This is a genomic window from Lactivibrio alcoholicus (assembly GCF_055390895.1).
In genome coordinates, this window is the sequence record NZ_AP042471.1 from 2732188 (window position 1) to 2750779 (window position 18592).

Below are 18592 nucleotides of genomic sequence, written 5' to 3' on the forward strand. Positions count from 1 at the left end.
GGAGCCCCTCGGTCATATCCATCCCTGAAGATTGACTTCCGGCAGCCGTCCCGTCAGTCGCGTTCTTCGCGGAAGAAGGGGACCCCGAGCGACGCCGGAGCCCCGAATATCAGACCGCGTCCCTTCTTCACGGAAATGACGAAGAGAACCAGAATCGTCGTGATGTACGGGAGCATCATCAGGAGAGGCGCCGGAATGCTCGTGCCCGCTGCCTGAAGCCGGAGCTGGAATGCCTCGACGCCGCCGAAGAGGTACGCGCCGAGCATCGCGCGGGCCGGGTTCCAGATCGCGAAGATCACGAGCGCGACGGCGATCCATCCGCGGCCTGCGCTCATCGCCTCGGCCCACATCTTGTTGTAGACGATCGACATATAGGCGCCGCCGAGCGCGACGATGCCCCCTCCGATAAGCGTCGCGGCGTAGCGGATCCGCGATACGTCCAGACCCATCGCATCGGCTGCCCGGGGATTGTCTCCCGCAGCGCGAAGATTCAGTCCCGTCCGGGTGGCGACGAAGAACCAGCAGAGAAAGGCGACGAGAACGTAGGACGCGTAGATGAGGATATCGTGGTTGAAGAGGATCGGCCCGACGTACGGTATCTCGCTCAGGACCGGAATCGGATACTTCGCGAGCCCTGGGATCGTCACGCCGATATAGCTTCGTCCGAGGAGGGAGCTCGCACCGGTACCGAACATGGTGAGAGCGAGTCCGCTGACGACCTGGTTTCCCTTGAGCGTGACGCAGACGAACGCGTGGATGAGCGACATGAGAACGCCTGCGACGAACGCTCCCGCGAGGCCGAACGCGGGACAGCCTGTCGAGAGCGACACGGAGAAACCTGTGAATGCGCCGACGAGCATGATCCCCTCGAGTCCGAGGTTGGAAATTCCTGACTTCTCGGTCAGAATCTCGCCGAGCGTCGCATAGAGAATCGGCGTCCCGCTCCTGACGGCAGCGGCAAGGATCGGAATGAGCATTTCCATGGCTACGCGTCCTCCCTTTGGAAACGGATGCGGTATGTCTTGAAGATTTCTCCTCCGAGGACGAAGAACAGGATCAGCCCCTGGAGGATCAGCGTACTCGAGAGAGGGAGACGCATGACGATCTGGAGCGTCTCGCCGCCGACGAGAAGCGCTCCGATGAGAAACGAGACGAAGAGAATGGCGATCGGATGGAGCTGCGAAAGCCATGCGACGATAATCGCCGTATAACCGTACCCGGCCGAGAAACCGTGCTGCAGGCGACCCTGAAGCCCGGAAACCTCGCACATTCCCGCGATACCTGCGATGGCGCCCGAGATGAACATCACGAGGATGACGTTCCGGACGTAATTCATCCCCGCAAATCCCGCGGCGCGCGGGTTTTCCCCGATCACGCGAATCTCGTAACCCCATCGTGTATGCCGGATCAGCACGAAGAAGAGCAGGGCGAGGAAAACCGCGACGAACAGCCCCATGTGGATCCGCGTCCCGAAGAGGAGCGGGAGTCTCGCGACGCCGGGAAACGGGGCAGTCATCGGGAATCCGAGACTTGCGGGATCCCGCCACGGACCGTAGACGAAGTAGTCCATCAGATGGATCGCGACATAGTTCAGCATGAGCGTGGAGATGATCTCGTTCACGTTCCAGCGTGCCTTGAGATATCCTGCGAGCGCGGCCCAGAGTCCTCCGGCCGTTCCAGCGGCCGCGATCATCATGAGGAGCATCGCGGGGGCGCTGTCGACGAAGCAGTAACGGACCACGGCGGCGCTCGCGATTGCGCCCATGAAGATCTGTCCCTCCGCGCCGATATTGTAGATGAGCATCGTGAAGGTGAGCATGACGGCGACGGCCGCCATCGAAATCGGGATCGACTTGACGATCGTTTCGCTGATGCCGTAGCCGTCTCCGAACGCGGCGCGGAACATCGCGGAATACGCTTCAAACGGGGAGACGCCCATGAGGAAGAGGAAAACAGCTCCGGTCGCCAGCGCCGCGAGAAGCGATACGGACGGAATGACGAATCGAAGCGCCCCTGGGGATTCGAGACGTTTTTCGATCGTCAGTGTGAGTTTTTTTCCGGAACCTGACCCTATTCGCATCGTTAGGCCCCTCCGGTGCAGAGTGCGACGGATTCGAGCGGGGTTCCCGCCATCATCAGTCCGACCGATTCCCGGGAGACGTCCGCCGGATTGTCGATAATCCCCATGAGTTCGCCCTTGCAGAGAACCGCGAGGCGGTCGCTGAGCGCCTGCAATTCGTCGAGATCCTCCGAGACGAGGAGGACCGCCGCGCCGTTCTTTCGTTCTTCGAGGAGCTGTTCACGGACGAAACGGGTCGCGGAGACGTCGAGCCCCCACGTCGGGTGCATGGCGATCACGACCTGAGGCGAATCGCTGAGCTCGCGGCCGAGCATGAGTTTCTGGAGGTTTCCTCCGGAGAGGTTCCTGACCGGTGTCGCGAGCGAAGGCGTGCTCACGCTGTACCGGCTGACGAGGGATCGTGCGAATTCGAAGACGCGCTTCCAGTCGATCATCATTCCGCGTGCGACGGGACGTGACCAGTACTTCTTGAGGATCGAGTTCTCCTCGACGTTCATGTTCGGGACGAGCCCGGTCCCCTTTCGGTCTGCCGGAATGTAGCGAATTCCCAGGTCGATGAATGTCCGCGAAGACATGCCGGAGATGTTCGTTCCCGAGAGGAGGATTCGTCCGGATTCGAGTTTCCTGAGACCCGCGAGAGCCTCGCAGAGTTCCTGCTGTCCATTGCCCGCGACGCCCGCGACACCGAGGATTTCGTTCGCGCGGACCTCGAGCGTCACATCGCTGAGGGAGGGAAAACCCCGATCACCGAGGACGGTGATCCCCTCGGCCTCGAGGATTCGTTCTCCCGGCCGCATCGGCGGCTTGGATACGGAAAACGGAATCTTCTCGCCCATCATCATTTCGGCGAGCTGTTCCTTTGATGTCGCGGCAGTATCGACACTTCCCGCGACGCGTCCCCTGCGGAGGATCGTTACGCGGTTCGTGATCCGCATGACCTCGTCGAGCTTGTGCGAAATGAAGACGACCCCATGCCCTTCGGATGTCATCTGGCGAATCGTCTCGAAGAGACGCTCCGCTTCCTGGGGCGTGAGGACGGCGGTGGGCTCGTCGAGGATGAGGACGTTCGCCTTTCTGTAGAGCATCTGCAGGATCGCGACGCGCTGTTGCTCGCCGACCGAGAGTTGCCAGACGTTCGCCATCGGGTCCACCTCGAGACCGTACTGCGCCGAAAGATCCGCGATGCGGCGGATGATATCGCGACGCGGAAGAATCTCCGGAAGGCTCTCCAGGCCGAGAATCATGTTCTCCCAGACTTTCTGGCTCTGAATGAGCATGAAGTGCTGGTGGACCATGCCGATCCCGGCGGCTATGGCATCCCTCGGCGAGGCGAACGTCCGTCCGACGCCGCCGACGGTGATCGCCCCGGAGTCGGGACGATACAGGCCGTACAGGATGTTCATGAGAGTGGATTTTCCGGCCCCGTTCTCGCCGAGCAGGGCGTGCACCTCACCCCTGCGGACGTCGAAATCGACGTCCTGATTCGCGACGACCCCGGTGAAACGTTTCGTGATGCCTTTCATTGAAATCAGGGGTGTTTCCGTGTCCGTCATGACATGCCCCTTCCCGAAAAGGAAAAAACGGACGGGCGGGGGGATATCCCCCCGCCCGTCCGAGGAAATCCGTTCTCTTATGATACAGACTCACTGTTTATTTGGGAATATCCCCCTTGACGCCTTCGACGAACCAGTTCATGGAAAGCATTTCGGCATCCGTCGCAGTCTTTCCCTGCGGGATCTTCACGACGCCCTTCTGGTCTTTGACCGGCCCCGCGAAGACATCCCACGAGCCCGAGATGATTTTCGTCTTTTCGGTCTCGATGAGCTTCTTCACGTCTTCGGGGACGTCCTTGCCGTACGGGGCGAGTCCGACGACGCCTTCCTTCAGGCCCCACCAGATGTCTCCGGTTTTCCACGTTCCCTTGGTGATCTGATCGATGTAATGCTTGTAGAACATTCCCCAGTCCCAGACCGGGGCGGTAAGGTGCTTCGTGGGGGCGAATTTGCTCATGTCATTGTTATAGCCGATGACGTAGACGCCCGACTCCTCGGCGGCCTGCGGCGCCGCGCCCGTGTCGGCGTGCATCGCGATCAGGTCGGCGCCGGAATCGATGAGCGCCTTCGTCGCTTCCTTTTCCTTGCCCGGATCGAACCACGAGAAGAGCCAGACCACGCGCACTTCGGCCTTCGGGTTGACCTTCTTCACGCCGAGCGTGAACGCGTTGATCATGCGGATGACTTCGGGAATCGGGTGAGCCGCCACGTACCCGATGACGTTCTTCTTCGTCATCCTGCCGGCCACGAGGCCGGAAAGGTACCGGGCCTGATACATGCGTCCGAAATAGGTGCCGACGTTTGCAGCCTGCTTGTAGCCGGAGCAATGGAGGAATATGACGTCGGGATGCTTCTTCGCGGCTTCCTGGACGAAATCCATGTATCCGAACGATGTCGCGAAGATGACCTTCGAACCGTTGCGGATGAATGTCTCCATGACGCGCAGCGAGTCCGGACCTTCCGGAACCGACTCGACGAAGCTCGACGCAACGCCGGGGAACGCCTTTTCCATTTCCACGCGCCCCTTGTCGTGCATGAAGGTCCATCCGCCGTCTCCGACGGGTCCGATATAGACGAACCCTGGTTTGATCTTGTCCGCAGGGATCGCGTCGAACGCGAATCCTGCGCCGCACACTACCAGAACCGCCGCCAATGCGAGAAACACCGCTCTTTTCCTCACTCTGCCGACCCCCTTCAGGAATTATGAAAAATGCGCCCGGCAAAACGCCGTAAAGTCTGGCTATAATTATACATAACCCCAGACGAAATGTGTGGGATTCCGGGGAAAAGAAACGCAATCGATGCTCTCGAGGAGGAAGGTACAATGGCTGCCGCAAACACGAACGAACGTTTCCGCCGGACGTATCCGGTGACCTGGGATCAGGTGCACCGCGACAGCAAGGCGCTCGCATGGAGGCTCGTCGAAATGCGACCGTGGAGCCGGATCGTTGCCGTAACGCGCGGAGGGCTCGTCCCGGCCGCGATCATCGCGAGGGAACTCGAGATCCGTCTCGTGGATACCGTGTGCGTCTCGAGCTACAACGTCCGGAATCAGGGGGAACTCTGCCTCCTGAAGGAGATGAAAGCCGAAGGCGCCACCGAGGACTGGCTTATCGTCGACGATCTCGTCGACACCGGAAAGACGGCGCGCTTCGTCCGGCAGATGCTCCCGAAGGCGCACTTCGCGACCGTCTACGCGAAGCCCGAAGGGCGTCCGTTCGTCGATACGTTCATCACCGAAGTGAGCCAGGACACGTGGATCCTCTTCCCGTGGGACTCCGAAGTGGCTTACGCGGAACCGATCAGGGAAATCAAACGATGACGGTCTCGCGTTCGAGAAAAATTCTCCTTCAAGCCGCGCTGGTCTGCGCGTTTCTTGTTGCCGCGCTTCCGTCGTTCTGCGCCGACGGGAGCGTCGCTTCGGAAGATGCGAAGCCCCAGGCACGCCGGGCACCGTCTCTCGTTTCCGTTCCCCAGCAGGAATCCCGCGTCCTTCTGAGTTCCGATATCGGAGAAAATATCGTCACGTACGAGGCGACGGTGGGCTTCATGCCCCTTTTCGGCGACGACGAAAAGGAAAATGCGAGCGTCTTCTACGTGTCGTACGAGAGAAAGGATTCCTCCGGATCTTCGGCCTCGCGCCCCGTCACGTTCGCGTTCAACGGCGGCCCCGGCTCAGCGGCGCTCCTGCTCCACCTCGGCGCGTTCGGTCCGAAGACCCTCGAATTCGGCGACGGAGGGAGCCGGCGTCCCGGACCCCCGTTCGACCTCCGTGACAATCCGTCCAGTCTCATCGACGTCACGGACCTCGTCTTCATCGATCCGGTGGAGACCGGCTTCAGCCGTGCTATCGACCGGAAGGACATCAAGTCCTATCTCGGCGTCAGGCAGGACGCGGCATCTGTCGCCGAATTCATCCGTCTCTGGCTTGCGGGGCGCCGGCGTTCGGGAAGTCCTCTGTTCATAGCCGGAGAGAGCTACGGCGGCGTCCGCGCGGGAGCGCTCGCAAAACTGCTGCAGGACAAAGGGATGGTCCCCGCGGGAGTGATTCTCGTCTCGCCCGTTCTGAGCTACGGGGATATCGTCCCGGACAGCACGAACGACCGGCCGTACGTTCTGACCCTGCCGACGATGGCCGCCGCCGCGTGCTACCACGGAACGATCGCGCCCCGCCTTCGGGAGAAACCGGAAGATGCCGTGCGCGAGGCGACCGAATGGGCCTCGGACGGATATCTCAGGCTTCTCTGGAAGGGAACTGGCGTGACGTCCCGGGATTTCTCCGAGGGAGTCCGGCGTCTCTCCGAACTGACGGGACTCTCAGAGACGACGGTTCGCGCCGCGTCGCTCCGGATCGATCCCGAGGTATTCGCCGGAGAGCTTCTCAGGGAACGCGGCCTGTTCACGAGCCTCTACGACGCCCGTCTCGTCGCTCCGGGAAACGGATACGTCTTCGGCGAGGATCCTGCGATGGTCCTCTGCGGAGGTCCGTTCGTCTCGGCCTTTCTGCGCTACCTGACGGAGACGCTCCATTTCTCCACCGACCGGGAGTACCGGAGTCTCAACAAATCGTTGTCCCGCCAGTGGGACTACCAATCGGGGGCGGAGTGGGAGGGGAACGGGCCCACGAACGTCGTCGGAGACCTCGCGACCGCGATGCGCCGGGACTCGGGATTGCGCGTCTTCGCGGCGCTCGGAAGATACGACCTCGTCTGCCCTCCCGATTCGGTCCTCCACAGCCTCGGAAAGATGGATATCCCGGGCGTCCGGAAGAAGGACATCGTCACGAAGTGGTACGAGGGAGGGCACATGATGTACCTCAACCCCGAAGCGAAGCGGAAGCTCAGGGACGATCTCGTCCGGTTTCTCGGCGAAAGCGTGCGGAAGTAGAGCGACGAAAAGCGGGGGAGCGGCCCGGAGCGTCGCTCCGTTCCGCTCCCCCGTGGGATGCGCGTCGTGCATCGGGTATTTCTTCCGGTTCGTTACGCCTGTATGTTGAGATTCTGGCCGAGGCCCATACTTTGAAAGAGCTGCGCCACCATTTCCGTCTGGACATCCATGGCTTTCTTCGCCACGTTCATCTGCACCGCGAGCTGGACTTCCTGCCCGGCCTGCGCTCCCGCGAGACCCATCATATCGACCGCGTTCATGGCATCCATCGAATCACCTCCGCGAGCATCCCACTCCTTATTGTTTCGGCCGTATCCCTTCCCATATTGAACCGGAAGTGCTGGTATAATGTTCCCGTTTCGAGTCGTGGTGAAGGGGAGTGTATCGGTGCGGTATCTCGAATTCATGATGCCCATTTTTCTCTGGGGGTGGGCGTTGTCGAGCATATATGCGCGTTTCGTCATTCCCCGGATCGCGTCGCTCGGAAAGGCCGTAACCGGCCTCCGACAGGGAGCGTACGGCGGCGGATTCTTCGCCGTCGCCACTGCGTACGTCATCCGCGTCGCGCTGTCGCTCTCGCAGATGTACGTCCTCGGGACATGGTCCGCCTACTGCGTCCTGCGCGCGGTCTCCTACGCGGCGGCGTCCGACGTGACGCGGTGGCACTACATGGTCGGAGGGGCGGTCCTTGCGGAATTCGCGCTCGCCATCGTGGGACGGGCGGAACAGTACGACGGTTTTCTCTCGGTTTTCCACACGATCATGGCCATGGGAGCAGTCGTTATCTTCAGCATGAACCCCTTCCACATCAAGGCCGTATATCCGTGGCTCATGAAGCTCATGGAGGTCTCCTTCTAGGGCATCGTCGGAAACGACGGTTGCGAATAGACGCCGAGACGCGTGTGTTCCTCGACCGCGCGCTCGATGTGCTCGCGCGAGATCCGTTCGGCTCCGGCGGCGTCGCCGTCAGTGACGGCGCGTACGATGCCGAGATGCTGGCCGAGAATGAGTTCCGGCCACTCCATGAGCGCGAAGAGACTCTTGCGGCTCGTCCCGATGTAGCGCTCGATCAGCACCGAGAGCCCTTCGTACACGCGAACGAGAAGTTCGTTTCCGGCGGCCCTCACGACTGTCATGTGGAGCAGCGAGTCCCAGTGCGCGCCTTCTCCTTCCCATGATTCTCCCGAGATATGGATCCGGCTGAGATTGTCCGCGCATTCCCGCAGCAGGGCCACGTGTTCTTCCGTGCGACGCCGCGCCGCGAGTCCCGCTGCGGGCACTTCGGTGAGCGTCCGCATTTCCATGATCTGCCGCATCGTGTCCTTCGGCCAGATCTGAAGAGTTTCGAGGGTTCGGGCGAGAAGGCCGAAATCCGGAGTCCGCGTGAAGAACCCCTCCCGTCCCCGACTTTCCAGAACCCCCGTACATTCGAGTTCGACGAGGGCTTCCCGAAGAATGTTTCTGCTGACGCCGAAACGCGCCGCGAGGTCGCGTTCGGCGGGCAGACGATCACGCAGACTGCCGTCGCGGACGCTCGCGAGTATATCGTTGACGAGGCGCTTTCGTTTCGATCCTTCCATCGGCCGGATACTTCCTCTCCACAATGAATGCGACGAAAAAACGTTCAGGCGCGGCGGTTATGATACAATACTTGAACGCATATTGGTAGTACCTTGGCACTACCAAAAATCCGGAAGGGGGAAGGAAAGTGAGTAAACGGTTCTGCGCTCTGGTTCTGTGTCTTTTTGCTGTTATATCGTTTTCGGCCGCGGCCTCGGCAGCGACGACCATCAAGGTAGCCCATGTCGTCAACGAAAAGGACGCCTTCCACGCCTGCGCGCTCAAATTCAAGGAACTCGTCGAGGCCGGGAGCAAGGGCGAACTGCAGATCGCGATCTTCCCGAACGCGACGCTCGGCGACGAACGGCAGCTCATCGAAAGCATGCGGATGGGTGTCGTGGACTCCGCCATTCTCACGGGAGGCCCGATCATCAACTTCCTGCCCGAATTCGGCGTTTTCGATCTTCCCTTCCTCTTTTCATCCCCAGAACAGGCGTACAAGGTTCTCGACGGCGAGATCGGCAGAAAGCTCCTTGCCGGAATGGAGAAGTTCGGCTGCAAGGGCCTCGCGTACGGCGAACGCGGATTCCGGAACCTGACGAACAGCAAGAGACCGGTTGCGACTCCCGAGGACATGAAGGGGCTCAAGATCCGGCTCATGCAGAACCCCGTGTACGTCGATTCCTTCAAGGCGCTCGGAGCGAACGCGGTACCGATGGCGTGGACCGAAGCCCTGACGGCGCTTCAGCAGGGGACCATCGACGGCCAGGAAAATCCGCTCAACGTCATCGTGGCATTCAATCTTTTCGAATCCCAGAAGTATCTCTCGATTACGAGACATGCCTACGCGCCGAACGTCATTATGATGAGCATGAAGGTCTGGAACAAGTTCACGCCCGAGCAGCAAAAGCTTCTCCAGGAGTCGGCGCAGGCGGCCGCCGAGTACAACCGGAAGCTCGACAACGACAACGCCGCCCAGTGGCTCCAGCTCCTGAAGGACAAGGGCATGCAGGTGACCGAGCCGGACATCGCCGCGTTCCGCAAGGCGGTCGAGCCCGTATATCGGAAGTACGAAGCCCAGTTCGGCAAGGATCTCATCAAGGCCATCCTGGAGACGAAGTAGGGGCTTCATGGAAACGACACGAAACGGAGGCGGGCGGATCCGCTCGCCTCTTCTCGGATTGAGCGATCTTCTGAACAGGGTGAGCGAACTCGCCCTCTTCGTCATGATGATGGCCATGATCGTGATTACGACGCTCCAGATCGTCTGCCGGTTTTTCTTCGACGCGCTGATCTGGTCGGAAGAGATCGTCTGCTTCCTGCTTGTCGCGGCGTCCCTTCTCGGCGCCGCGGTGGCCTTCAAGCGGGGAACGCACATTGCGGTGACCTCGCTTGTGGAGAAACTTCCGGTCGGATTGCAGAAGGTCGTTTCCGTCTGCGTCCAGCTTGTCGGTATCGGCTTTTTCGTCGTCGTGGCATGGTATGGCGGAGTTCTCACGAAGAGCGAATCCTTCCAGACGACCCCTGCCCTCGGGATCTCGATGAGCTGGATCTACCTCATGTATCCGGTCATCGGAACCATTACGCTCGTGCATCTCGCCGCACACCTGCACGAGACGTTCAGGAGGTGACGGGAATGGGACTTCTGCTCGCCGGTGGTTTCATTCTTCTCATGCTTCTCGGAATGCCCATAGGTCTTTCCATCGGCGTTGCGGCGCTGCTCGTGATCGTCGCGAGCGACCTCCCGCTCGAGATGATCCCGCAGACGATGTTTTCCGGAAACAATTCGTTCGCGCTCGTCGCCGTCCCGTTCTTCATTCTCGCCGGGGATATCCTCTCGAAGGGAGGAATATCGGAACGCATCGTCGCTTTCGCCGAAGCGATGCTTGGTCGTATCCGCGGCGGGCTTTCGATCGTCTCGACGATCGCTTCGATGTTCATCGCCGCGATCTCGGGTTCCGGTGCCGCAACGACGGCGGCGGTGGGCTCCGCCCTCCTGCCGCAGCTCAAGAAGAAGGGATACGATATCGATTTTTCCGCGGCTCTGATCGCCGCCGCGGGGACGATCGGCGTCGTCATTCCGCCGAGCGTCCCGATGGTTCTCTATGCCGTCATCGCCGGGATCTCGGTCGCGAAGCTGTTCATGGCGGGCTTTCTCCCGGGATTTCTCATGGGAGCGGGGCTGATCGTCTACGCGATCGTCATCGCCAACAGGAGGGGCTACCCTGCCGCCGGAGTCCGGAGTGGCCGCGAGAAGTGGAATCTCTTTGTCGACGCGCTCTGGGGGCTTATGACGCCGGTCATCATTCTCGGAGGCATTTTCTCGGGGTTTTTCACGCCGTCGGAGGCTGCTGCGGTCGCCGTGATCTACTCGCTTTTCGTCGCCTTCTTCATTTACAGGACCATCACGTTCCGGCAGCTCTATGAACTGGTCGTCGGAGCGGGCGTCACGTCGGCGCTCATCATGTTCATCATCGCGACCGCGAAGGTGTTCGGATGGGGGCTCGCGTTCTACCAGATTCCCGAGGCCGTCGCGGGCTTTCTCCTCGGACTCGCTGGCGGCAACACGTTTCTCATCTACCTCATGATCGCGATCATCCTCCTCATCTCAGGGATGTTCATGGAGACGGCCTCTGCCCTGATCATCCTGACGCCGCTCTTTCTGCCGGCGATCATCCGGGCGGGAGGAAATCTCGTGCACTTCGGCCTCATGATCACGGTCGGACTTGCGATCGGAATGGCGACGCCCCCCGTGGCGATCGACATCTACGTCGCGAGCGCCATAACGGGGCTCTCCCTCGAGGAGATCAGCCGTCCGATCGTTCCGATGGTCATCGTTCTCATCGTCGTATTTTTTCTCGTCGTCTATGTTCCCGAAATCGTGCTCTTGCTCCCGAAGCTCGTCTGGGGCGCGTCGGGAGTGTAGTCCGGAAGGATTCCGGCAACCGAACCGACAAAAACGGAGGGGGAAACTGAATGCGAAGCGATTGTGCCAAGAAGGGAACTGAACGGGCGCCGCACCGGTCGCTGATGTTCGCGAGCGGATATACGCGCTGGGAGATCGAACGTCCGTGGATTGGCGTCGTGAATTCGTACAACGCGCTGATTCCGGGACACGTGCATCTGCGGCGGATCGCGGACGCCGTCAAATCCGCGGTCTATGCGTGGGGAGGGCTGCCGCTCGAATTTCCCGTCATCGGCGTCTGTGACGGAATTGCGATGAACCACGAAGGGATGAAGTTCTCGTTGCCGAGCAGGGAACTCATCATGGATTCGATCGAGGTCATGGTGCGATCGCATGCGCTCGACGCGCTGGTGCTGATTCCGAACTGCGACAAGATCATCCCGGGGATGGCGATGGCTGCGGCGTCGCTGAACATTCCGGCGATCGTCGTCAGCGGAGGAGCGATGCTCGCGGGGAACCTCGGCGGACGCGACGTCGATCTGAACACGGTCTTCGAGGCCGTGGGCAAACGACTGACGGGTGACATGACGGAGGCGGAACTCGAGGAACTCGAAGATGCCGCGTGTCCGACGTGCGGGTCGTGTTCAGGGATGTTCACGGCCAACACGATGAACTGCATGGTTGAGGCCCTGGGGCTTGCGTTGCCGGGCAACGGAACGATTCCGGCGGTTCTTTCGGCGCGCGAACGTCTCGCGAAGGAAGCGGGGCGAATGATCATGACGCTCGTCGAGAAGAACATCACCCCCGACAAGATTCTCACGAAGACGGCCTTCGAAAACGCGGTCGCCGTCGATATGGCGCTCGGCGGATCGACGAACACGGCGCTCCATCTGCCCGCCATAGCGCATGCGGCCGGAGTGACGTTGACGCTCGAGATGATGGACGAGATCAGCAGAAAGACCCCGCATATCTGCAGCATGAGTCCTGCGGGACACCACCATATCCAGGATCTCTACCGGGCGGGAGGAGTCCAGGCGGTCATGTCGAGGCTTCTCGAAAGCGGGCTCCTGAAAGGTTCCGCACTGACCGCGACGGGAAGCACCGTCGCCGAGAATCTCCGCGGGGTCGCGGTCCGCGACGCGACGGTCATCAGGACGCTCGATACCCCATATCACGCCGAAGGCGGCATCGCGATCCTCAAGGGGAATATCGCTCCGGCTGGGGCCGTCGTCAAGCAGGCCGCCGTGGCTCCGGAGATGATGCGTCACTCCGGCCCGGCGCGCGTCTTCGATTCCGAGGATGCCGCGATTGCGGCGATCCGCGCGAAGAAGATCGTCGACGGCGATGTCGTCGTCATCCGGTACGAGGGGCCCAAGGGCGGTCCCGGGATGCGCGAGATGCTCGGCCCCACGGCGACTCTCGCAGGCATGGGGCTTGCGTCGTCCGTGGCGCTCATCACCGACGGACGTTTCTCGGGCGCGTCGCGCGGCGCGTCGATCGGGCACGTGTCGCCGGAAGCGGCGGCCGGAGGTGCGATCGCTCTCATTCGCGAGGGCGACATCGTCGAGATCGACATCCCTGCGAGAAGACTCGACGTGAAGGTCTCCGACGAGGAGCTCCAGCGGCGACGAAAGGAATGGAAGCCGGTCGTATCGTCCACGAAGAGCGAGTTTCTCGATCGTTACAGGGAATTCGTCACGTCCGGCGCCGAAGGGGCGGTCATGCGCTCCTGACGCTCCGTCTCGTTCGGCGGAGCGAGATCAGACGAAGACGGGTAACGCCGCGACAAAAAAAGCAGAAGCCACGTGAAAGCGGGCTTCTGCTTTTTTCATTATGCGGATAACTTACGCTGGCATCTTTCAGGAGTTCGTCGCGGGAAATGCGGAAGACGATTCGTCGGAGAGACGACAGCGCACGCGCGCTATCCGACCCGCCACTTCCTTTCGACGAACTGCAGGATCAGACTCGTGCCGCTCGTCAGAATCAGGTAGATGACGCCGACGACGATGAACGTCTCGAACGAGGCGTAGGTCACGCTCCGGACCTGTTGTCCGACCATCGTGAGTTCGGAGATCGCGAGCGTCGAGAGCAGGGAGGATTCCTTGATCAGCGTGACGAACTCGTTGCCGAAGGCGGGAAGCATGTTCCGGATGGCCTGGGGCAGGATGATGTGCCGCATCGTCCGGAAATAGGACAGGCCGAGTACCTGGGCGGCTTCCCACTGTCCCTTCGGAACGGCCTCGATGCCGCCCCGGACGATCTCGCCGACGTATCCCGCCGAGTTGATCGACAAGCCGATCACGCCCGACGTGAACGCCGGAAGGTTGACGCCGAGCGACGGGAGCCCGAAATAGATCAGGAAGAGCTGTATCAGGAGTGGTGTCCCGCGGATGATATAGATATAGACGGCGGCGATCATCCTGATCGGGGCGTACGGCAAAACGCGGAGCGCTCCGACGAAAATCCCGAGCAGCGCCCCGAAGACGACCGCGAGAGCGGAACCCTTGAGGGTGATCAGCGCTCCCGCGAGAAGCATGTGAAGGTATGGCGTGATCGCGGAAAAATCAAGCACCATGGGGAGTCGCCTCCATCCGGGCGGGGTGGGAGAGTCCTTCGCCGAAATGCGCGAGGATCCGCTGGAGAAAGATCTGCGTTCGCGCCATCTGCGGATGCATGAGGACGTCCGCTGGGTTTCCCTGTTCGACGATTCCCCCGTCGGCCATGAACACCACGCGGTCCGAGACTTCGCGGGCGAAGAACATCTCGTGAGTGATGATCAGCATCGTCATCCCGCTGTCCGCGAGACTCGCGATCACGTCGAGAACTTCGCCGACGAGTTCCGGATCGAGTGCGCTCGTCGGCTCGTCGAAAAGCATGATCTTCGGGTTGACCGCAAGCGCGCGGGCGATGGCCACACGCTGGCGCTGCCCGCCCGAAAGCTCGTTCGGCCACGAGCGCATCTTGTCTTCGAGGCCGACGCGCTTCAGGAGATTCACGGCGACGCTCTCCGCCTCTTCCCGTCCCATGCCGAGGATCTTTACCGGAGACAGCGTGATGTTGTCCAGCACCGAGAGATGCGGGAACAGGTTGAACTGCTGGAAGATCATGCCGACATACCGCGCGAGTTCGCAATGCGGATGTTTCCCCGTATCGACACGGTCGCCGTAGAGATATATTTCGCCGCCGTTGATCGGCTCGAGTCTGCAAATGCAGCGCGCAAGCGTACTCTTGCCCGATCCGCTCGGGCCTATGACGGATACAACCTCGCCTTCGTCAACCGACATTGAGACGTCTCTGAGGACCTCCAGCTGATCGAAGGACTTGCAGAGGTGTCGAACCTCGATCGCCTTCTGCAATAGAGTCACCTCCTGTTTAGCACAAGAATTATAGCTCAACTGAAAGTTACTGACAAAGGAATTCACAAAGGGAGGGAAAAGGAAGAAAAGGTGTACAATAAAAATGCCGGCACCGGGGGCCCGGGCCGGCACGCAACGCGACAGACGGAGCAGAAGTATCAGTTGTCGAACGGAGCCCGGACCATTTCCTGGTTCAGATCCGCCATGACGGCGTTGAAATCCTCGAGTCCCTGCCGCTCCTCAGTGGATATGACACAGCGAGCTTGGTTGTCCTTGTCCATGCCGTCGACACCTCCTGAAAAGGTCTGAAAATCCGTACCAATGAAATCATTTCTGATTTATGGTACGTACCATAGATGAGGAGAGTATAGCATTCTTATAGAAGAAAACGCCGAATAGTGAATAAATGTTCTTGAGTACATTTTCTCTGTTTCTGGGAGGGGTTTCCATGGATATTGAGATACGTCCGATCGCCGGAACGTCGTACTACGTTCCCGGCAGAGTCAATGTCGGGATATGGGTCGATGGCGACAGGGCGATCCTCATCGACAGCGGGGGGGATGAAAACGCGGGACGCCAGTTTTACCGGGCGATCACGGCGAAGGGGTGGACGCTCGAAGGAATCGTGAATACTCATTCGAACGCCGATCATATCGGAGGGAACGCGTTTCTGCAGAAGAAAACCGGATGCTGGATCGCGGCGACGCGAATCGAAAGCGTGTTCATCGAACGGCCGCATCTCGAGCCGACCTTCCTGTGGGGAGCGGCGCCGTTTGCGGAGCTGAGGAACAAGTTCCTCGAGGCGTGCCCGTCGAAGGTCGACCGGATTATCGGAGACGACGGAACGATCCCCGGGACGCCGCTCAGGGCGGTCCCGCTTCCCGGACATTTCCTCGACATGGTGGGCGTCCGCACGCCGGAAGGGGTACTCTACGCCGCGGACGCCGTCTTTTCCGCTGAGATCGTTGAGAAATACCGTTTCATCGTGACGCTCGACGTCGCGGCCGCGCTTGCGACGCTCGATGCGCTCGAGGGAGACGGTGCGTCGTTTTTCGTCCCCTGTCACGCGGAGGCGGGGACGGATATTTCCGCGCACGCGGACGCGACGCGGAGGGGAATTCTGAGCCTTTCCGAACGGATCTTCGATGTCATTGAGGCGGCGAGGAGCGAAGAAGAGATTCTCGCCATCGTTTTCGAGTCGTGGGGACTCGAAATGACGCCGCAGCAGTTCGTCCTGTCGAGAGCGGCGCTCGCCGCGCATCTGGCGCACCTCGCGTCCCATGGACGGATCGCGCCTCGCGTCGAAGGAGGGAGGCTGCTCTGGGAAAGGTCTCAGTGACCCCACTCGAACGAAGGAAGCCCCTCTTCGAGCATCCGGCGTTTCATGTCCGCGGCGATGGCGGAGAGGGCTTCTCGCGTTTTTCCCTCGCAGCGGGCGACGATGACGGGTTGCGTGTTCGAGGCTCGGGCGAGCGCCCATCCCTCGGAATAGAGAATGCGGACACCGTCGACGGTGATCGCGTCGTGGTCCCTGAGCGCGGCGTCCCGGATTCTGCCGATGACATCGAATTTCCTGTCGTCGGGACAGTCGATCCGGACCTCGTCGGTGCTCGGGTATTTCGGGATGTCCGAGAGGAGCTCCGAAAGAGTCTGCCTCCCGTGCGAAAGAATCCTGAGGAGTCGTCCGGCGGCATAGAACGAATCGTCGAACCCGAAGTATTCATCGGCGAAGAACATGTGTCCGGACAGTTCTCCGGCGAAGAGCGCGTTCACTTCTTTCATCCGGGCCTTGATAAGCGAATGTCCCGCTCTGCAGTACTCAGGAGACCCGCCGAGCTTTCGGGCTTCCTCTTCGAGCGCCTGGGAACACTTGACTTCGATGAGAACGGTGGTTCCGGGGTGGGACGGCAGGATTTCCCTCCAGTAGAGAGCCATCAGGATGTCTCCCCAGACGATATCTCCGCGTTCGTCGACGACTCCGAGGCGATCCGCGTCGCCGTCGAACGCGAGTCCGACATCCGCGCCCGCCCGTCTCACCGTTTCCGAGAGCGTCAAGAGATTTTCGCGCCTCTGAGGGTCGGGGTGATGGTTCGGGAAGGCCCCGTCGGGATCGCAGAAGAGCGGAACGACCTCGCACCCGAGCCCTTCGAGGTATTGTCGGACAAACAGCCCTGCGGTGCCGTTTCCCGCGTCCGCGACGACCCTGAGCTTCCGGCTCCCGAGCGAAACGCGGGACAGGAGCATGGATACGTACGCGTCTCCCACCGATCTGCGCGATACCCGGCCCGGGGTCGGTGACGCGGGAAGGGGACCGCGCGCGAGACGCAGAACTTCCTGTATCTCGTCGCCGTAGATCGTCGTCTTGCCGAGCGCGAGCTTGAGTCCGTTCATATCCTTTGGGTTATGGCTCCCGGTGATCATGACCGCGCCGTCGAGGTTCAGGTCGAAGAGGCTCCAGTAGAGGATCGGCGTCGTGACGACGCCGAGATCGATCACGGAGATTCCCGATCTGACGAGACCTCGCGTGACGGACTTCCTGATCCGTTCCGTCGAGAAGCGTACGTCGCCGCCGAGCGATATGCTTCCGACGCCGTTTTTCGCGAGATGGGCGCCGAATGCGGCGCCGATCAGTTCGACGTTCCCGTCCGAGAGGTCGGTGTCCGCGATGCCTCTGATGTCGTATTCCCTGAAGATGTTGTCGGGTAAAGACATGGCTTCCTCCCTGTTCCCGCCCCTGTCGGGCTGGTATGATACGTCAATTACGTATCTTAAGGGGTTTCGGAGGTGCTGTCCATGCACTCGTTTCTGATCATCCTCCCGATAGCGCTCGTCATCGGCGTCGGCGCCGTACTCAGGCGGGCCGGCTTTCTCGATGACCGTGCCGTGATCGCGGTCAACCGACTCGTCTACTGGGTGGCGATCCCGGCGCTGCTCGTGCGCCTGACGATGAAGGCCGAACCCTCGATGTTCGCGGACGTGAACCTGATCGTCGCGACCCATGTCTTTTTCCTCATCGCTCCTCCCATCGGATGGGGCCTCGCCCGCCTGCTGACGGCGGACAGACGGCGCCTCGCGGTTTCGGCGTTGGGATCAATCCGCTCGAACAACGTCTTCATGGGAGTTCCGGCCGTTGCATTGGCTCTCGGAGCTCCCGGAGTCGAGGTCGTTTCGGTTTTTTTCGCGCTCAGCTTCATCGGGTATCAGATTCTGTCGATCTCCTACGGACAGCTCGCGCTCTCCGGGGGACTGTCGTTTCGTTCCCTCGCGCGCGTGGTGGAGCGTCTTCTCAGGAGTCCGTTCATCCAGGCCTGCGTCGTGGGCATCGCGCTTTCGATCACGGGTGTCCACACGTTCCCGCGCTGGCTCGACGAACCCGTCAGAATTCTCGCGGATATGGGCACCGGACTTGCGCTCCTCTCGCTCGGGGCGTCGCTGCAGTTCGGGAGACTCTTCGGTTCCATGGCTGAGATGCGGATGGACCTGTTCTACAAACTCGTCGGCTGTCCCGCGCTGATGCTGCTGTGCTTCCGTGTCTGGCCGACGACTGCTATCGTCATGGATACGGTTATCCTGCTGACGGCGATGCCGATTGCCGTCAACACCTTTATCCTCGCGCAGGGGATGGGAATGGATGACGGATACGCGGGACGACTCATCGCGATGAGCACGCTCTGCTCCGTGTTCACGATTCCGCTCTGGATACTGACGCTCGGTATTTCGGCCTGAGAAGGAGTTCCCGGACAGTCGTTCC

The 18592-nt window shown here is 60.9% G+C and carries 19 protein-coding genes; 9 read left to right on the forward strand and 10 right to left on the reverse strand.

The window, feature by feature from the left end; all coding sequences use genetic code 11:
- Positions 1-53 precede the first annotated feature (53 nt).
- The 4 genes from ACZ5IU_RS12465 to ACZ5IU_RS12480 all read right to left on the reverse strand — a co-directional run bounded on the left by ACZ5IU_RS12465 (position 54) and on the right by ACZ5IU_RS12480 (position 4813).
- A complete protein-coding gene (locus ACZ5IU_RS12465) occupies positions 54-983 on the reverse strand; it encodes an ABC transporter permease (RefSeq protein WP_464417798.1) in 930 nt (309 codons plus the stop codon).
- 2 nt (positions 984-985) lie between these two features.
- Positions 986-2080 carry an ABC transporter permease gene (locus tag ACZ5IU_RS12470; RefSeq protein WP_464417801.1) on the reverse strand — a complete coding sequence of 365 codons (1095 nt, stop codon included), beginning with the start codon at positions 2078-2080 and terminating at the stop codon, positions 986-988.
- A 2-nt stretch (positions 2081-2082) separates the two neighbouring features.
- The gene (locus tag ACZ5IU_RS12475; RefSeq protein ID WP_464417803.1) at positions 2083-3633 is read right to left on the reverse strand and encodes an ABC transporter ATP-binding protein; all 1551 of its coding nucleotides are present in this window, start codon (positions 3631-3633) and stop codon (positions 2083-2085) included.
- A 97-nt stretch (positions 3634-3730) separates the two neighbouring features.
- The gene (locus ACZ5IU_RS12480) at positions 3731-4813 is read right to left on the reverse strand and encodes a BMP family ABC transporter substrate-binding protein (RefSeq protein WP_464417805.1); all 1083 of its coding nucleotides are present in this window, start codon (positions 4811-4813) and stop codon (positions 3731-3733) included.
- A gap of 144 nt (positions 4814-4957) precedes the next feature.
- Here ACZ5IU_RS12480 and gpt point away from each other — a divergent pair, with 144 nt between their 5' ends.
- A complete protein-coding gene (gene gpt / locus ACZ5IU_RS12485) occupies positions 4958-5455 on the forward strand; it encodes a xanthine phosphoribosyltransferase (RefSeq protein ID WP_464417807.1) in 498 nt (165 codons plus the stop codon).
- Positions 5452-7020 carry a S10 family peptidase gene (locus tag ACZ5IU_RS12490; RefSeq protein ID WP_464417809.1) on the forward strand — a complete coding sequence of 523 codons (1569 nt, stop codon included), beginning with the start codon at positions 5452-5454 and terminating at the stop codon, positions 7018-7020. The genes gpt and ACZ5IU_RS12490 overlap by 4 nt, the downstream gene beginning before the upstream one ends.
- Before the next feature lie 92 nt (positions 7021-7112).
- Here the strand turns inward: ACZ5IU_RS12490 and ACZ5IU_RS12495 are convergent, their stop codons facing one another.
- On the reverse strand, positions 7113-7289 hold the full coding sequence (locus ACZ5IU_RS12495) for a hypothetical protein (protein WP_464417811.1): 177 nt from the start codon (positions 7287-7289) through the stop codon (positions 7113-7115).
- 79 nt (positions 7290-7368) lie between these two features.
- Between ACZ5IU_RS12495 and ACZ5IU_RS12500 the strand changes: the two genes are divergently transcribed.
- Positions 7369-7878 carry a hypothetical protein gene (locus ACZ5IU_RS12500; protein WP_464417813.1) on the forward strand — a complete coding sequence of 170 codons (510 nt, stop codon included), beginning with the start codon at positions 7369-7371 and terminating at the stop codon, positions 7876-7878.
- Here ACZ5IU_RS12500 and ACZ5IU_RS12505 read toward each other — a convergent pair.
- On the reverse strand, positions 7875-8600 hold the full coding sequence (locus ACZ5IU_RS12505) for a FadR/GntR family transcriptional regulator (protein ID WP_464417815.1): 726 nt from the start codon (positions 8598-8600) through the stop codon (positions 7875-7877). The genes ACZ5IU_RS12500 and ACZ5IU_RS12505 overlap by 4 nt on opposite strands.
- 128 nt (positions 8601-8728) lie before the next feature.
- On the opposite strand from ACZ5IU_RS12505, the gene ACZ5IU_RS12510 reads away from it, so the two are divergent.
- The 4 genes from ACZ5IU_RS12510 to ilvD are packed head-to-tail and all read left to right on the forward strand — an operon-like array spanning position 8729 to position 13218.
- Positions 8729-9703 carry a TRAP transporter substrate-binding protein gene (locus ACZ5IU_RS12510; RefSeq protein ID WP_464417817.1) on the forward strand — a complete coding sequence of 325 codons (975 nt, stop codon included), beginning with the start codon at positions 8729-8731 and terminating at the stop codon, positions 9701-9703.
- A 7-nt stretch (positions 9704-9710) separates the two neighbouring features.
- Positions 9711-10211, forward strand: a complete 501-nt coding sequence (locus ACZ5IU_RS12515) for a TRAP transporter small permease (RefSeq protein ID WP_464417819.1) — start codon at positions 9711-9713, stop codon at positions 10209-10211.
- Between the two features lie 5 nt (positions 10212-10216).
- Entirely contained in the window at positions 10217-11506 is a 1290-nt protein-coding gene (locus tag ACZ5IU_RS12520; protein ID WP_464417821.1) for a TRAP transporter large permease, read from the forward strand.
- Positions 11507-11556: 50 nt separating this feature from the next.
- A complete protein-coding gene (ilvD, locus tag ACZ5IU_RS12525) occupies positions 11557-13218 on the forward strand; it encodes a dihydroxy-acid dehydratase (protein ID WP_464417823.1) in 1662 nt (553 codons plus the stop codon).
- Positions 13219-13406: 188 nt separating this feature from the next.
- Here ilvD and ACZ5IU_RS12530 read toward each other — a convergent pair whose 3' ends face one another.
- From ACZ5IU_RS12530 to ACZ5IU_RS12540, 3 genes are all read right to left on the reverse strand, one after another.
- Positions 13407-14060, reverse strand: coding sequence for an amino acid ABC transporter permease (locus ACZ5IU_RS12530; protein ID WP_464417825.1), 654 nt, complete (start codon positions 14058-14060; stop codon positions 13407-13409).
- Complete coding sequence (locus ACZ5IU_RS12535) at positions 14050-14841, reverse strand: amino acid ABC transporter ATP-binding protein (protein WP_464417827.1); 792 nt, start codon at positions 14839-14841, stop codon at positions 14050-14052. Before ACZ5IU_RS12535 ends, ACZ5IU_RS12530 begins: the two co-directional genes overlap by 11 nt.
- A 158-nt stretch (positions 14842-14999) precedes the next feature.
- Entirely contained in the window at positions 15000-15122 is a 123-nt protein-coding gene (locus ACZ5IU_RS12540; protein WP_464417829.1) for a hypothetical protein, read from the reverse strand.
- A 167-nt stretch (positions 15123-15289) separates the two neighbouring features.
- Here ACZ5IU_RS12540 and ACZ5IU_RS12545 point away from each other — a divergent pair, with 167 nt between their 5' ends.
- Positions 15290-16180, forward strand: a complete 891-nt coding sequence (locus ACZ5IU_RS12545) for an MBL fold metallo-hydrolase (RefSeq protein WP_464417831.1) — start codon at positions 15290-15292, stop codon at positions 16178-16180.
- Here the strand turns inward: ACZ5IU_RS12545 and ACZ5IU_RS12550 are convergent.
- Positions 16174-17553, reverse strand: coding sequence for a phosphomannomutase/phosphoglucomutase (locus ACZ5IU_RS12550; protein ID WP_464417833.1), 1380 nt, complete (start codon positions 17551-17553; stop codon positions 16174-16176). The two genes, ACZ5IU_RS12545 and ACZ5IU_RS12550, sit on opposite strands and share 7 nt — an antisense overlap.
- An 81-nt stretch (positions 17554-17634) precedes the next feature.
- Here ACZ5IU_RS12550 and ACZ5IU_RS12555 point away from each other — a divergent pair, with 81 nt between their 5' ends.
- A complete protein-coding gene (locus ACZ5IU_RS12555) occupies positions 17635-18567 on the forward strand; it encodes an AEC family transporter (RefSeq protein WP_464417835.1) in 933 nt (310 codons plus the stop codon).
- Positions 18568-18592: the final 25 nt, after the last annotated feature.

Bases quoted from the DNA above. Each gene is read 5' to 3' on its own strand.
- ACZ5IU_RS12465 (WP_464417798.1), bottom strand. From the start codon at position 983: ATGGAAATGCTCATTCCGATCCTTGCCGCTGCCGTCAGGAGCGGGACG.
- ilvD (WP_464417823.1), top strand. From the start codon at position 11,557: ATGCGAAGCGATTGTGCCAAGAAGGGAACTGAACGGGCGCCGCACCGG.
- ACZ5IU_RS12530 (WP_464417825.1), bottom strand. From the start codon at position 14,060: ATGGTGCTTGATTTTTCCGCGATCACGCCATACCTTCACATGCTTCTC.
- ACZ5IU_RS12500 (WP_464417813.1), top strand. From the start codon at position 7,369: ATGTTCCCGTTTCGAGTCGTGGTGAAGGGGAGTGTATCGGTGCGGTAT.
- ACZ5IU_RS12520 (WP_464417821.1), top strand. From the start codon at position 10,217: ATGGGACTTCTGCTCGCCGGTGGTTTCATTCTTCTCATGCTTCTCGGA.
- ACZ5IU_RS12515 (WP_464417819.1), top strand. From the start codon at position 9,711: ATGGAAACGACACGAAACGGAGGCGGGCGGATCCGCTCGCCTCTTCTC.
- ACZ5IU_RS12545 (WP_464417831.1), top strand. From the start codon at position 15,290: ATGGATATTGAGATACGTCCGATCGCCGGAACGTCGTACTACGTTCCC.
- ACZ5IU_RS12550 (WP_464417833.1), bottom strand. From the start codon at position 17,553: ATGTCTTTACCCGACAACATCTTCAGGGAATACGACATCAGAGGCATC.
- ACZ5IU_RS12540 (WP_464417829.1), bottom strand. From the start codon at position 15,122: ATGGACAAGGACAACCAAGCTCGCTGTGTCATATCCACTGAGGAGCGG.
- ACZ5IU_RS12555 (WP_464417835.1), top strand. From the start codon at position 17,635: ATGCACTCGTTTCTGATCATCCTCCCGATAGCGCTCGTCATCGGCGTC.
- ACZ5IU_RS12475 (WP_464417803.1), bottom strand. From the start codon at position 3,633: ATGACGGACACGGAAACACCCCTGATTTCAATGAAAGGCATCACGAAA.
- gpt (WP_464417807.1), top strand. From the start codon at position 4,958: ATGGCTGCCGCAAACACGAACGAACGTTTCCGCCGGACGTATCCGGTG.
- ACZ5IU_RS12505 (WP_464417815.1), bottom strand. From the start codon at position 8,600: ATGGAAGGATCGAAACGAAAGCGCCTCGTCAACGATATACTCGCGAGC.
- ACZ5IU_RS12495 (WP_464417811.1), bottom strand. From the start codon at position 7,289: ATGGATGCCATGAACGCGGTCGATATGATGGGTCTCGCGGGAGCGCAG.
- ACZ5IU_RS12490 (WP_464417809.1), top strand. From the start codon at position 5,452: ATGACGGTCTCGCGTTCGAGAAAAATTCTCCTTCAAGCCGCGCTGGTC.
- ACZ5IU_RS12470 (WP_464417801.1), bottom strand. From the start codon at position 2,080: ATGCGAATAGGGTCAGGTTCCGGAAAAAAACTCACACTGACGATCGAA.